We start from the raw sequence: 12,777 nt of genomic DNA on the forward strand, positions 1-12,777 counted from the left end.
GATAGGTTTGCTAATGCCTTGTTAGCGATGCGCTGAGTCCGGCGTCCGTACGACTACGGGAAACCGGGGACATCGTTGCATATTTCTCCCGGCGTTTCAGGGTTCACTAACAGAAGCAGCAGAGTTTCCGATCTTCGGAGAATTCTGCCGCATGAGTGCTGTGACCCAAAGAGCCGGATGGAGCCGCCTGCCGCTGCGGGCGGCCGCGTTTGTTGCGCTGACCTGCGTGGCCATCCTCGGCGTCAGCGGCTGGCGGGAATGGGCGGCCCGCGATGCGGTGCTCAAGGGCGCCGAGGCCGAGATGGCGAATGTTGCGCGCTCGCTGACCCAGCATGCCGAGGACAGCCTCGATCTGCTGGATTCTGGCGTCGTCGGCGTTGTCAGCCGGCTGGAGATGGACGGCACCGAGCCGGCCACGATCGCCAAGCTCACAACTCTGCTGGAGGCGCGAAAGAAGGCGATAGAGCGCATCCACAGCCTCGCCATCATCGACGACCACGGCAACTGGTTGACCTCGCCCGGCACGATCGGCTCGACGCTCAACGACGACGCGTTTTTTCGCTATCACCAGCTCTCGCCGAAACGGGAGCCACATGTCGGCCGTCCCGTGAAGAGCCTGCTCGACGGCGAGTGGGTCGTCACCCTGTCGCGCCGCTTTAACAAGCTCGACGGCAGTTTCGGTGGCGTGGTGCTCGCGACCATCAGCTCGGGATACCTCTCGCATTTTTACGAACAGTTCGAGATCGGGCGCAACAGCTCGGTGGCGTTGACACACGGCGACGGCCTGATCATCGCGCGCTACCCGAGCAACGAGAAGTTTATCGGCCGCAGCGTTGCCAATACGCCGCTGTTCCGCGACGCCGCCCTGCAGCGGCCGGGCGGAGTCTATCATTTCAAGTCGCCGCTCGACGGCGCCGAACGCGTCAGCTTCTTCAAGCGCTCTGGCCGTTATCCGCTGGTCCTGCTTGCTACCGTCGACAAGGACGAGCTGCTGGCACCCTGGCGCTCTGCGGCGATCTCTCGCATGCTCTACGCGCTTGCGCTGGTCATGCTGATCGCGATCATCGGTGCTGTGCTGGTGCGGCAGTTGCAGCGGGGCCAGAGCATGGCGGCCGCGCTGGTCGAGAAGGAAGCGCATTTCCGACTGCTTGCCGAAGGTTCCAGTGACATGGTGACGCGTATCGGGCTCGACGAGCGGCTGCGCTATGTCTCGCCGTCGTCGATCCGCGTCGTCGGCTGGCGCGCCAATCAGCTGATCGGTACCCTCGCGCTCGCCGGCGTTCACGCGGACGACCGGCCGCAGGTCCAGGCTCTCGTCGATGCCATGAAGCTCGGCGAAAAGGAGGAGGTGCGCGTCACCTATCGCAACGCGCACCGGCAGAATTCCGAAGTCTGGCTCGAATCGACCATGCGGGTGACCCGCAAGGAGAATGGCAGCGTCGACGGCGTGGTCGCGATCTCGCGAGATATCACCGAGCAGAAGAAGCTCGAGACCAGGCTCGAAACGCTCGCGATCGAGGACAGCCTCACCGGGCTTGCCAATCGCCGCCGCTTCGATGAACGACTGAAGGAGGAGTGGGCGCGTGCCTATCGCGAGCGCTCCATCCTCTCTTTGCTGATGATCGACGTCGACCACTTCAAGTCTTACAACGACGAATACGGCCATCCCGCGGGCGATGCCTGCCTCCGGCAGGTGGCCCAGATCATCGCTGCCGAGGCGCAGCGTCCCGGCGATCTGGCGGCGCGTTACGGCGGCGAGGAGTTCGCCATGCTGCTGCCGAACACCGACGCTGCGGGCTGCGCCCTGATCGGCGACCGGATTCGACGGGCGATCCGCGATGCGGGCCTCGTCCACACCAGCAACCATGCGGCTGGCTGTGTCACCGCTTCGCTCGGCGGTGCTGCCTGCCGGCCGGCGCTGGAGCGCACGGCCGGCGTGGTCTCGCTGATCGAGGCCGCCGACCAGGCGCTCTATGCCGCCAAGGAGGCCGGGCGCAACCGGCTGATGATGTCGGGCGAGGTGAGCAACCTCCTGCTCAAGGCGTCCGGTCAGTAATCCCGCTCAATAATGCGGCGGACGCTCATTGGCGGCTCCCGGCGCATTCGCCTCGGCCTCCTGCAGCCGCTCGCCGAGCTCTGCGATCCTCCGCGTCAGTGCGTCGATCTGCTTCCACTGCGCGGTGATGGTCTGGTTCAGCGTCTCGATCGCGTCGTCCTGATAGGCGAGGCGGGTCTCCAGCGTGTCGATGCGCTCGCCGAGCGTCTTGATCTCATTCATCACGTGCCGCGTCCTTATTCCGTTCGCGCAATCCAAATTCTTGCAATCGCAGTTGTTGCAAACCATGGCCGAGCGCGACACGCTCGTCGAACACGAAGCATTCGCCGCGCCAGCGGCTCTCGGCCTCCGGCACCTCTTCCAGATATTTGAGAATGCCGCCCTTGAGGTGATAGACCTCGGCAAAGCCGCGCGCGAGCAGGTGCGCGCTCGCCTTCTCGCAGCGGATGCCGCCGGTGCAGAACATCGCGATCTTGCGGTGTTTGGCGGGATCGAGCTGCTCGGCCGCAAAATCTTTGAATTGGCCAAAGCTCCTGATGCCGGGGTCGAGCGCGCCGTCGAACGTCCCCATCGCCACCTCGAAGGCGTTCCGGGTGTCGAGCACCAGCGTGTCGGACGCCGCGATCAGCGCGTTCCATTCGCTCGCGTCGACATAGGTGCCGACCTGCCGCGTCGGATCGGCGGCTTCGTCGCCGAGCGTGACGATCTCCTTCTTCAGCCGCACCTTGAGCCGGCCGAATGGCATCGTCTCGGCGGTCGAGAACTTCAGTTCGAGATTGTTCAACCTGCCGCCGAACATGTCGCCGTTCGCGAGCTCATGGGTGAGCGCGTCGATCGCCTCGCCCGGGCCCGCGACCGTGCCGTTGATGCCCTCCTGCGCGAGCAGCACGCTGCCCTTCAGCGCCAGGCCGGCGCAGAACGCGCGCAACGGCTCGCGCAACTCGCGGTAATCCGGGAGGGCGGCGAATTGGTAGAAGGCGGCGACCTTGTAAATCATGGCGCCCGTTTAGCAGGCGGAGCCAGCCCGGAAAACCCGCAACGAGCAGCTCTATTCCCAACGGATGGCAGCCATTTCCCTGGCATGCCAGCATTGCCCCAGCGGGCCGGAATGTGTCATGTAGGCCCGGCTTTTTCCGAAACGACACGCCATCCGCACCAGACGCCAACGAGAGCAAGAATTCGATGAGAAACTTCCATTTCCCGGGCAGGTCCACGGTCCACGCCACCAACGCGATGGTGGCGACCTCGCATCCGCAGGCGTCGCTCGCCGCGATCGAGGTGCTGCGCGAGGGCGGCACGGCCGTGGACGCGGCAGTCGCGGGTTCGGCCATTCTCGGCGTGATCGAGCCGCAATCAACCGGCATCGGCGGCGACTGCTTTGCGTTGATCCAGCCGCGCGGCGAGGGCAAGATCATCGCCTATAACGGCTCCGGGCGCGCGCCGAACGCGGCGAACGCCGACTGGTATCTCGAGCGCAAGATCAACTCCGTGCCGCTGACCTCGGCGCATGCGGTCTCGATCCCCGGCGTGATCGACGCCTTTGCGACCGTTTTGCGCGATCACGGCAAGTTCGGCTTCGACCGGCTGCTCCAGCCCGCGATCAAGGCGGCCGAGGAAGGCTACGTCGTTGCCCCTCGCATCGCCTTCGACTGGAAGAACCAGTTCGAGAAGCTGAAGGGTGGCACCAACACCGAGCGGTATCTGCTGCCGCACGGCAAGCCGCCGGTGGCCGGCGACGTCATCCGCCAGGCCGAGCTCGGCAAGACGCTGCGGGCGATCGCCAAGGACGGGCGCGACGCCTTCTACAAGGGCCCCATCGCGGAAGACATGGTGGAGACCCTGCGCGGAATCGGCGGCCTGCACACGCTCGACGATTTCGCCGCGCACACCACCGAAACGACGACGCCGATCGGCACCATGTACAAGGGCTACGACGTCTGGCAGTGCCCGCCGAACGGACCCGGCCTCACCATGCTGCTGATGCTGAACATTCTGTCGCGGTTCGACCTGACCAAATACGCGCCGCTCAGCGTCGAGCGCTTCCACCTCGAAGCCGAGGCCGCGCGCATCGCCTACATGCATCGCGAGCTGCATGTCGCCGATCCCGAGCATATGCAGGTCGAGGTCGCCAAGATCCTCGCCAAGGAATACTGCAACGAGCACATCGACAAGATCCGCATGGAAGGCATGCTCGACCTGCCGAACGTCGCGCCGCCGATGAATCCCTCGACCATCTACATCACCGTCGTGGACAAGGACCGCAACGTCTGCTCGTTCATCAACTCGGTCGCGCATTCCTTCGGCTCGGCGATCGTCTCGAACAAGACCGGCGTTTTGCTCCAGAACCGCGCCGGCGGCTTCCGCATCCAGCCCGGCCATCCGAATTGCATCGCCGGCGGCAAGCGCCCGCTGCACACGATCATGCCGAGCCTGCTCACCAAGGGCGGCCGTTCCGTGATGCCGTTCGCGGTGATGGGCGGACAGTATCAGCCGGTTGGCCAAACCCATGTGGTGACCAACGTTCTCGATTATGGCTGCGACGTGCAGGAGGCGATCGATATGCCACGCGGCCTGCATTACGAAGGCCAGTACCAGCTCGAGGACAGCGTGCCGGCCAATATCGTCGAAGGCCTGAAGAAGCTCGGCCACAAGACCACCAGCGTCGTCAGTCCGCTCGGCGGCGCGCAGGCGATCTGGATCGACTGGGACAAGGGCACGCTCATCGGCGGTTCCGATCCGCGCAAGGATGGTTGCGCGCTCGGGTACTGACTATCGCGCACGGGGTTCCCCGCGCGAGATCAGGAAAAGTTGACGAGGGGCGACGCGGCATTTGCTGCGTCGCCCTTTCCCGTTCGGAACGGAGTTCATTGCTTCAGGTTAAGGGTGCAGGCGTGCGCTGCTTTTGCTCCAAGCGGCGGAGGCCCTCCCATGTCGGAAAAACCAGGTTCCGGATCGTCCGGATTCGATCGGCGCGCCTTCATGGCGGGCGCTGCCGGCAGTGCGCTGGTCCCGATGACGGCGCGTGCGGCCGCCCAGGATGCGAGCGTGGCGGCCGCCCAGGATCCGGCGCTTCCCGTCGATGTCACGTTGCGCGTTAACGGCAAGGACAAGCGCCTGCGCATCGACGCGCGCACGACGGTGCTCGACGCGCTGCGGGAGCATCTCAAGCTCACCGGCAGCAAAAAGGGCTGCGACCACGGCCAATGCGGTGCCTGCACGGTCCTGATCGACGACCGGCGCGTGGTGTCGTGTCTGACGCTCGCGCTCGCGGCCGAGGGGCAGGAGATCACGACGATCGAAGGCCTTGCCACCGACGATCATCTGCATCCGATGCAGCAGGCCTTCGTCGACAACGATGCGTTTCAATGCGGCTATTGTACGCCTGGCCAGATCATGTCCGCCGTGGCCTGCGTCAAGGAGGGGCATGCGGGCAGCGAGGCCGACATCCGCGAATACATGAGTGGCAACATCTGCCGCTGCGCCGCCTATCCCAACATCGTCGCCGCCGTGAAGCAGGCCGCGCCCGAGATCATGAAAGGCTAGGCGCATGCGATCGTTTTCATATCAAAGAGCAACAGACCCGGACATGGCCGTGCAGGCGCTCAGCGCTGCCGCGGCCGCGAACAATCCGCTGACCAAGGCTACGGCGCAGCCGCTCGCGGGAGGGACCACGCTGATCGACCTGATGAAGCTGGACGTGATGCGGCCCGCCGCGATCGTCGATATCAACCCGCTGGCGCGGGGCTGGTCGGCGATCGAGCCCGGCAGTGACGGCTTGCGGCTCGGCGCGCTCGCCAAGATGTCCGATGTGGCCGCGCATGCCGAGATCCAGCGCCAGTATCCGGTGATCGCGAATTCCCTGAAGCTCGCCGCCAGCGCCCAGCTGCGCAACATGGCGACGCTCGGCGGCAATGTGATGCAGCGAACGCGTTGCAGCTATTTCCGCGATGTCTCCTACGAGAATTGCAACAAGCGCAATCCGGGTTCGGGCTGTGCCGCCATGGATGGCGTCAATCGCATGCATGCGGTGCTCGGCACGTCCGATCAGTGCATCGCGACCTATCCGGGCGATTTTGCCCAGGCGCTGATCGCGCTCGATGCGACGGTCGAGATCACCGGCAGGTCCGGCACGCGCAACCTGCCGTTCGCAGAGTTGCACAAGGCGCCCGGCAGGACGCCCGACATCGAGACCACGCTTCGGCCCGGTGAGCTGATCTCTGCGTTCGCCGTTCACGGCCGCTGGCCGCGCTCGGTATATCTCAAGGCGCGCGACCGGCAGTCCTACGAGTTCGCGCTGTCGTCGGCTGCGGTCGCGCTCGACGTGTCGGATGGCACGATCAGGGACGCGCGTGTTGCGCTTGGCGGCGTTGCCACCGTGCCGTGGCGGGCGCGCGAGGCGGAGGCGATGCTGAAGGGACAGACATTCGACGGCGGTCTGGCGCAGCGTGTGGCCGATGCCGCGTTTGCCGACGCCAGGGGCCGTCAGCACAACAGCTTCAAGATCGCGCTCGGCAAGCGAGTGGTGGCGCGCGCGCTCCAGCAGGCGGTAACGATGGAGATCTGATCATGACCGCTGCAGCTCCCGAGCCAAAAGCGAACATGGGTCGTCCCGTGCCGCGCTACGACGCGGCCGCAAAGGTCACCGGCCGGGCGACATATGCGTCCGACATGCCGCTCGACAATCCAGCCTACGCATTCCTGGTCACCAGCGCCATCGCCAAGGGCCGCATCGACGGTTTCGATCTCGATGATGCCAGGCAGGTCCGCGGCGTGATCGACATCGTCACGCACGAGAACGCTCCGAAGCTGAAGGAATCGAAACTGTTCAGCAATGGCGGTTATGCCGGCACCACGATCCAGCCGCTGAAATCGGCCGACATCGCCCATGATGGCCAGATCATCGCCGTCGTCATCGCGGAGAGTTACGAGGCGGCGCGCGAGGCCGCCAATCGCGTCAAGGTCAGCTACGCGGCCGTGGCACCGAGTGCGAGCTTCGACTCGCCGGGGATCACCACGGCAGCGGCAAAGGGACAGAACGCACAGTTCAAGGAAGACCCGGAGGGCGGTGATTTCGCCAAGGCGTTCGACGCGGCCGAGGTCAAGCTCACCGCCTCCTATGAAACGCCGACCCAGCACCACAATCCGATGGAGCTGTTTACGACGAGCTGCGCCTGGATGGGCGACGAACTCGTCATCTACGAGGGCAGCCAGTATGTCTACGGCCTGAAGAACGGTGTTGCCGAGCAGCTCGGCATCGACCCCGACAAGGTCCGTGTCGTCAATCCCTATGTCGGTGGCGGCTTTGGTTCGCGCGGCTCGATGACGCCCCGCACCGCCATCATCGCCGGCATCGCCAAACGCCTGAACCGGCCGATCAAGCTGGTGCCGACCCGCGATCAGGGCTTCACCATTGCCACCTACCGCGCCGAGACGCGCCACGAGATCAGGCTTGGTGCGGGTCTGGACGGCAAGCTGGTGGCTTTGCGGCATGACGGCGCGGAGGTTTCATCGCGTCCGGACGCCTATTGCGTCGGCGGCACCAAGACCACGACGCGGCTCTATGCCTGCCCGAATGTCGCCAGTCTGGTCTCGATCGTGCGCGCCGACCGCAACACGCCCGGCTTCATGCGCTCCCCGCCGGAGGTGCCGTATCTCTTCGCGCTGGAGAGCGCGATGGACGAGCTCGCGGTGAAGCTGAACATGGACCCGGTCGAGCTCCGCCGCATCAACGACACCACCGTGGAGCCGATCGGCGGCAAGCCCTATACGTCGCGGTCATTGATGGCGTGCTTCGACGAGGCCGCCAGGGCGTTCGGCTGGTCGCAGCGCTCGCCGCAGCCGAAATCGATGTCGGACGGCGACTGGCTGGTCGGCTATGGCTGTGCCGCGACCTGCTATCCGACGCAGATGGCGCCCTCTGCCGCGCGCGTCCGCCTCCAGCGCGACGGCCGTACCCGGGTCGAGATCGCCGGTCACGAGATCGGCACCGGTGCGTATACCGTCATCGCCCAGACCGCGGCCGAGCGGCTCGGCGTGCCTCTGGAGAAGGTCGCTGTCTTCCTGGGTGACAGCGATCTGCCCCCGGCGCCTGTTGCCGGCGGTTCGAACTCGACTGCCAGCACCTGCTCGGCGGTGATGATGGTGTGCGACCGGATTCGCCAAAGGCTGTTCAAGGCCGTGATGCCGAGCGACAGCATCGCCGACAAGGCCAAGGAGACTGTCGGTATCAGCCAGGCGCCGAGCACGCAGGCGGCGCAGAGCGATCGTCCTCTCGATCTCGAGAAGGCCTTCGACGCACTCGGCGTCGGCATCGTCGAGGAATACGGCGAGTGGAAGCCCGAAGGCGCGCCGCTGGATTCCTTCACGGCCATGCACAGCGGGCACGCGCGGCTCGTCGGTGGCCATCAGATGAAGGACAAGATCGCCTATGCCTTCGGTGCCGAGTTCGTCGAAATCCGCGTCAACCGCTTTACCCATGAAATCCGCTGCCCCCGGCTGGTGGGGGCGTTCGCGGCGGGGCGCATCATGAATCCGCGCACGGCGCGCAGCCAGCTCATGGGCGGCCTGATTTGGGGCATGTCCTCGGCGCTGCTGGAAGCCACCGAGATCGACGAGCGCAATGCACGCTACGTCAACGACAATCTTGCCGACTATCTCGTGCCCGTGAATGCCGACGTGCCCGGTGTCGAGGTGATCCTGCTTTCCGAGCAGGACGATCACATCAACCCGGCAGGCGTGAAGGGCCTCGGCGAGCTCGCCAATGTCGGCACCAATGCGGCGATCTGCAATGCGATCTATCACGCCACGGGCCAGCGCATCCGCAAGCTGCCCGTACGGCTCGAAAATATCGAGGTGTGAGGGGTGGCAACGGCGTCGGCGTTGCGCTAGACACCTTGCGCCTCAAACGGAAGGTCTCTTATGCAGCGTTTACAGCGCGTGCTCCTCGCCATCATGTCGGCACTCGCGATCACCGTGATCGCCGGCGTGTCCGATTTCGTTTCCACCACGGCCTCGGCCCAGACCGCAGGGAAGACCATGACCACAGCTTCAGGTTTGCAGATCACCGACAGCGTCGCCGGCACCGGTGCTTCGCCCAAGCCCGGCCAGATCTGCGTGATGCACTACACCGGCTGGCTCTACGATAACGGCCAGAAGGGCAAGAAATTCGACTCGTCGGTCGACCGCAACGAGCCGTTCGAATTTCCGATCGGCAAGGGCCGCGTCATCGCAGGCTGGGACGAGGGTGTTGCCTCCATGAAGGTCGGCGGCAAGCGCACGCTGATCATTCCGCCGCAGCTCGGCTATGGCGCCCGCGGCGCAGGCGGCGTGATCCCGCCGAACGCGACGCTGATGTTCGACGTGGAATTGCTCGGGGTGAAGTAAGCCCGCAAACAAAAAGACCGGCCTCTCGGCCGGTCTTTTCGCTTTCAGTGCGACGCGTGGTTATTCCGTCGCGCGCTTGGCCGAAGCCGCAGCGCGATTGACCGCGTCCTTCGCGGCATCCTTGGCGTCACCCATGGCCTGCTGGCCTTTGCCCTTCACTTCCTGGACCGCACCTTCACCCTTCAGGCGCTCGGACCCGGTGGCTTCACCGACGCCCTGCTTGGCCTTGCCCATTGCCTCGTTTGCGGTGCCCTTGATCTTGTCGGTCGTGCTACCCATGAAACTCTCCTCGCGTTTTGCTCGCTAGGACAACGTTCGACGGTTATGAGGGTTCCGATTTTGTTATGGCTCGATGTCGCGGCTTTGGGTTAGTTTGCCGCACACGGAACAAAATAGAAAGCAAGTCCCATGACCGGCCATGACCATTCGCATTCCCACCATGACCACGATCACGACGATCGCTGGAAACATGACGGCGTGCGCGTCATTCCCGGCAACCAGCTCGATACCAACGTGCCGTCGACGGCGGGTATGGACCGCGCCGCCGCGATCAATTTCGCGCGCGTCGGTGCGCAGAAATTGTGGGCGGGCACGGTCAGCATCAAGCCCGACGCCAAGACCGGCGCGCACCACCACGGCCATCTCGAAAGCGTCATCTACGTGGTGAAGGGCAAGGCGCGGATGCGCTGGGGCGAGAGCCTGCAATTCACCGCGGAAGCCGGCCCTGGCGACTTCATTTTCGTCCCGCCCTACGTGCCGCATCAGGAGATCAACGCCAGCCCGGACGAGGTGCTGGAATGCGTGCTGGTGCGCAGCGACGGCGAGGCGGTCGCGATCAACCTCGACATCGAGCCGGTCGAGAAGCCCGAGACCGTGCTGTGGGTCGATCCCATTCACCGCGATCCGAACGAGAAGAAGTGAGGAGCGCCTGAAAGCCAGTGGGTTCTGTGCGACAGAACCTCGCAGGCAAGGGTCCAAAAAAGATCCGGAAGCCGTGTCGGATCGCCGCTTGGCCGTCCGTCCTTGGGCAGAACCCCGCCCAAGGAGCTCCGATGCCCAGGATGATTTTCCTCAATCTGCCCGTGACCGACCTCAAGCGCGCCACTGCCTTTTACGAGGCGGTCGGTGCGACCAGGAACCCGCAATTCAGCGACGACACCGCGAGCTGCATGGTCTTTTCCGAGACCATCTACGCGATGCTGACGACCCACGAGAAATTCCGTCAGTTCACGCCGAAGCCGATCTCGGACGCAAAGACCTCAAACCAGGCGCTGTTCTGCCTGTCCGCGGACAGCCGGACCGAGGTCGACGAAATCGTCAGCAGGGCCGAGGCTGCAGGCGGGGTCGCCGATCCCAGCCCGAAGGACGAATACAGCTTCATGTACGGCCGCAGCTTCGAGGATCCGGACGGCCACATGTGGGGCGTGAACTGGATGGATATGGCAGCCTTCGCGGCGCAGTCCGATGTGGCGAACGCCTGATCTAAGCCCACGACACCAAGAATCTGAAGAGGAGCATTCACGATGTCCAAGCTCGTGCCCTGCATGTGGTTCAAAGGCGATGCCGAGGAAGCCGCGAAATTCTACGTCTCGCTCGTGCCGAATTCGGAGATCACGCACGTTCAGCGCAACGTTTCAGATGGGCCGTCCGGCAAGGAAGGCTCCGTACTCGTCGTCGAATTCACGGTGGCGGGACAGCCCTTGGTCGCGCTCAACGGCGGCATGAAAATGGAATACACCCACGCGATCTCGCTGATGATCCATTGCGACGATCAGGCCCAGGTCGACAGCGTCTGGAATGCGTTCCTGGCCCATGGCGGCAAGGAAGAGCAGTGCGGCTGGCTCAGGGATCGCTGGGGCGTGGCCTGGCAGGTCGTGCCGAAGGTGATGTTCGAATTCCTCTCGAGCCCCGACAAGGCGGCTGCCGCACGCGCGATGCAGGCCATGATGACGATGGTCAAGCTGGACGTGGAAACCTTGCGCCGCGCGTTCGAGGGCAAGTCGGCGGCGTGAAGGGCGTGCCCTTGCCACATACTCACTGTCGTCGCCCGGCTTGACCGGGCGATCCAGTACGCCGAGACGGCCGTTGGTCAATCGATAGACCGCGGCGTACTGGATGCCCCGGTCGAGCCGGGGCATGACAGCGGAATTTGAGGCGAAGGCCCACCGCTAATAATTGATCCGCAGCCCCACGCCGCCATGGATGGTGTTACCCACCGGCTGCGGGCCGAGCGTGCCGTTGGCGAACAGGTCCACGATCCAGCCCTTCTGCACGCGGAAGCCGAGCCGGCCGCCATATTCGAACCAGCCCTGGTTGCCCATGGTCGGCACCACCACGCCGTCGCCGGTCACGGTGGCGACGATGCCGCTATGGGCAGCGAATGACTGCACCCAGCCGCCATTGATGTTGGCCTCGATACTGCTGCCGTAGAGATGCGTCCACTGGCCGCCGATCTTGACCAGGCTGGTGCGGTCGGTGCCGGTCGCGATGCTGGCGTCGAACGGATTGAACGCCACTGCGCTGTCCGTGTAGCCCGAGACGCGCTGCCAGAGCTGCCAGACCTCGACCGAGGCGGCGACCTCGTCGCGGGGGGACACGCGGCTCATCCAGCCGGCGCGGCCGTAGACGGCGTAGTTCGCGGCGTTGGTCGCACTCGTGACGCTCACCGGGCCGAGGCTGGTGTTGTAGCTACGGGTGTAGCGCGCCTTCTCCCACGGCGTCAGGATCGTGCCGACGTCGAAGAACGGACGTGACGAGCCCCAGTCGGTGAAGTCATAGCGTAGCGCGAATGCGCCGATCGGCGCGCTGGTGATGTTGTAGCCGCCTTCGCTGTATTGCGTGTAGGCGATGCCGGCGAGCAGCGACAGATTGTTGGTCAGCTCCTTGCGGCCGTGGATGCCGGCCGAGAACGAGCCGGCGGAGCCGAACGCGCTGACGCAGTTGCTGCAATTGACCTGCTCGTTGACGCCGAGCAGCACCGTGCCGAGCACCCGGTTGCTGATCATCTGGTTGAAGCGCTGGTTGGCAAGGCCGCCGATCGAGCCGCCGCTGGAATCCGCGCCGGTCGGTGTTGGTGTCGGCGTCGGCGTCGGGCTCGGCGAGGAGGACGGATAAGGGCTCGGCGACGATGACGGGTAGGGGCTGGGCGAGGGCGAGGGGCTGTAGGTCGGCGTCGGTGAATACGTCGGCGAAGGGGAGGGCGTCGGCTCTCCGCACTCGGACTCGCAAATCGTGGCGGCTGCCGCCGGACGGGCATCGACCGCGACAAACGCAAACGCAGCCACGGCGGTCAGCACGCTCGCGAGCGTGACGCGCATGACGTTGGTGGATATCGCCAT

13 protein-coding genes are annotated in these 12,777 nt (G+C 64.9%); 9 read left to right on the plus strand and 4 right to left on the minus strand.

Annotation, left to right across the window (positions count from 1 at the left end):
* Positions 1–151: 151 nt before the first annotated feature.
* The gene (locus BRA1417_RS0114370; RefSeq protein ID WP_027516332.1) at positions 152–2,056 is read left to right on the plus strand and encodes a diguanylate cyclase; all 1,905 of its coding nucleotides are present in this window, start codon (positions 152–154) and stop codon (positions 2,054–2,056) included.
* 6 nt (positions 2,057–2,062) lie between these two features.
* Here BRA1417_RS0114370 and BRA1417_RS0114375 read toward each other — a convergent pair whose 3' ends face one another.
* Together BRA1417_RS0114375 and BRA1417_RS0114380 are read right to left on the minus strand one after the other, a co-directional pair.
* Positions 2,063–2,281, minus strand: coding sequence for a SlyX family protein (locus tag BRA1417_RS0114375; protein ID WP_027516333.1), 219 nt, complete (start codon positions 2,279–2,281; stop codon positions 2,063–2,065).
* Positions 2,271–3,053, minus strand: coding sequence for a rhodanese-related sulfurtransferase (locus BRA1417_RS0114380; RefSeq protein WP_027516334.1), 783 nt, complete (start codon positions 3,051–3,053; stop codon positions 2,271–2,273). Before BRA1417_RS0114380 ends, BRA1417_RS0114375 begins: the two co-directional genes overlap by 11 nt.
* A 185-nt stretch (positions 3,054–3,238) precedes the next feature.
* On the opposite strand from BRA1417_RS0114380, the gene ggt reads away from it, so the two are divergent.
* The 5 genes from ggt (at position 3,239) to BRA1417_RS0114405 (ending at position 9,439) form a co-directional block, all read left to right on the plus strand.
* Entirely contained in the window at positions 3,239–4,825 is a 1,587-nt protein-coding gene (ggt, locus tag BRA1417_RS0114385) for a gamma-glutamyltransferase (RefSeq protein WP_027516335.1), read from the plus strand.
* A gap of 159 nt (positions 4,826–4,984) precedes the next feature.
* Positions 4,985–5,599 (plus strand): (2Fe-2S)-binding protein, encoded by a 615-nt coding sequence (locus tag BRA1417_RS0114390; RefSeq protein WP_027516336.1) that lies wholly within the window; start codon positions 4,985–4,987, stop codon positions 5,597–5,599.
* Between the two features lie 4 nt (positions 5,600–5,603).
* Positions 5,604–6,620: a xanthine dehydrogenase family protein subunit M gene (locus BRA1417_RS0114395; RefSeq protein WP_027516337.1), complete on the plus strand. Its 1,017-nt coding sequence runs from the start codon at positions 5,604–5,606 to the stop codon at positions 6,618–6,620.
* 2 nt (positions 6,621–6,622) lie between these two features.
* On the plus strand, positions 6,623–8,914 hold the full coding sequence (locus tag BRA1417_RS0114400) for a xanthine dehydrogenase family protein molybdopterin-binding subunit (protein ID WP_027516338.1): 2,292 nt from the start codon (positions 6,623–6,625) through the stop codon (positions 8,912–8,914).
* Positions 8,915–8,974: 60 nt separating this feature from the next.
* Positions 8,975–9,439, plus strand: coding sequence for an FKBP-type peptidyl-prolyl cis-trans isomerase (locus tag BRA1417_RS0114405; protein ID WP_027516339.1), 465 nt, complete (start codon positions 8,975–8,977; stop codon positions 9,437–9,439).
* 60 nt (positions 9,440–9,499) lie between these two features.
* On the opposite strand, the gene BRA1417_RS0114410 is transcribed toward BRA1417_RS0114405, so the two are convergent.
* The gene (locus BRA1417_RS0114410; protein ID WP_027516340.1) at positions 9,500–9,718 is read right to left on the minus strand and encodes a CsbD family protein; all 219 of its coding nucleotides are present in this window, start codon (positions 9,716–9,718) and stop codon (positions 9,500–9,502) included.
* A gap of 129 nt (positions 9,719–9,847) precedes the next feature.
* Between BRA1417_RS0114410 and BRA1417_RS0114415 the strand changes: the two genes are divergently transcribed.
* The 3 genes from BRA1417_RS0114415 (at position 9,848) to BRA1417_RS0114425 (ending at position 11,451) form a co-directional block, all read left to right on the plus strand.
* A complete protein-coding gene (locus BRA1417_RS0114415) occupies positions 9,848–10,360 on the plus strand; it encodes a cupin domain-containing protein (RefSeq protein WP_007606929.1) in 513 nt (170 codons plus the stop codon).
* A gap of 131 nt (positions 10,361–10,491) precedes the next feature.
* Positions 10,492–10,920, plus strand: a complete 429-nt coding sequence (locus BRA1417_RS0114420; protein ID WP_027516341.1) for a VOC family protein — start codon at positions 10,492–10,494, stop codon at positions 10,918–10,920.
* A 42-nt stretch (positions 10,921–10,962) separates the two neighbouring features.
* Entirely contained in the window at positions 10,963–11,451 is a 489-nt protein-coding gene (locus BRA1417_RS0114425; protein ID WP_027516342.1) for a VOC family protein, read from the plus strand.
* Between the two features lie 156 nt (positions 11,452–11,607).
* On the opposite strand, the gene BRA1417_RS0114430 is transcribed toward BRA1417_RS0114425, so the two are convergent.
* Positions 11,608–12,777, minus strand: coding sequence for a hypothetical protein (locus BRA1417_RS0114430; protein WP_027516343.1), 1,170 nt, complete (start codon positions 12,775–12,777; stop codon positions 11,608–11,610).

This window comes from Bradyrhizobium sp. WSM1417 (assembly GCF_000515415.1).
Lineage (GTDB): Bacteria > Pseudomonadota > Alphaproteobacteria > Rhizobiales > Xanthobacteraceae > Bradyrhizobium.

Bases quoted from the DNA above. Each gene is read 5' to 3' on its own strand.
- BRA1417_RS0114370 (WP_027516332.1), top strand. From the start codon at position 152: ATGAGTGCTGTGACCCAAAGAGCCGGATGGAGCCGCCTGCCGCTGCGG.
- BRA1417_RS0114380 (WP_027516334.1), bottom strand. From the start codon at position 3,053: ATGATTTACAAGGTCGCCGCCTTCTACCAATTCGCCGCCCTCCCGGAT.
- ggt (WP_027516335.1), top strand. From the start codon at position 3,239: ATGAGAAACTTCCATTTCCCGGGCAGGTCCACGGTCCACGCCACCAAC.
- BRA1417_RS0114390 (WP_027516336.1), top strand. From the start codon at position 4,985: ATGTCGGAAAAACCAGGTTCCGGATCGTCCGGATTCGATCGGCGCGCC.
- BRA1417_RS0114395 (WP_027516337.1), top strand. From the start codon at position 5,604: ATGCGATCGTTTTCATATCAAAGAGCAACAGACCCGGACATGGCCGTG.
- BRA1417_RS0114400 (WP_027516338.1), top strand. From the start codon at position 6,623: ATGACCGCTGCAGCTCCCGAGCCAAAAGCGAACATGGGTCGTCCCGTG.
- BRA1417_RS0114405 (WP_027516339.1), top strand. From the start codon at position 8,975: ATGCAGCGTTTACAGCGCGTGCTCCTCGCCATCATGTCGGCACTCGCG.
- BRA1417_RS0114410 (WP_027516340.1), bottom strand. From the start codon at position 9,718: ATGGGTAGCACGACCGACAAGATCAAGGGCACCGCAAACGAGGCAATG.
- BRA1417_RS0114415 (WP_007606929.1), top strand. From the start codon at position 9,848: ATGACCGGCCATGACCATTCGCATTCCCACCATGACCACGATCACGAC.
- BRA1417_RS0114420 (WP_027516341.1), top strand. From the start codon at position 10,492: ATGCCCAGGATGATTTTCCTCAATCTGCCCGTGACCGACCTCAAGCGC.
- BRA1417_RS0114425 (WP_027516342.1), top strand. From the start codon at position 10,963: ATGTCCAAGCTCGTGCCCTGCATGTGGTTCAAAGGCGATGCCGAGGAA.
- BRA1417_RS0114430 (WP_027516343.1), bottom strand. From the start codon at position 12,777: ATGGCGATATCCACCAACGTCATGCGCGTCACGCTCGCGAGCGTGCTG.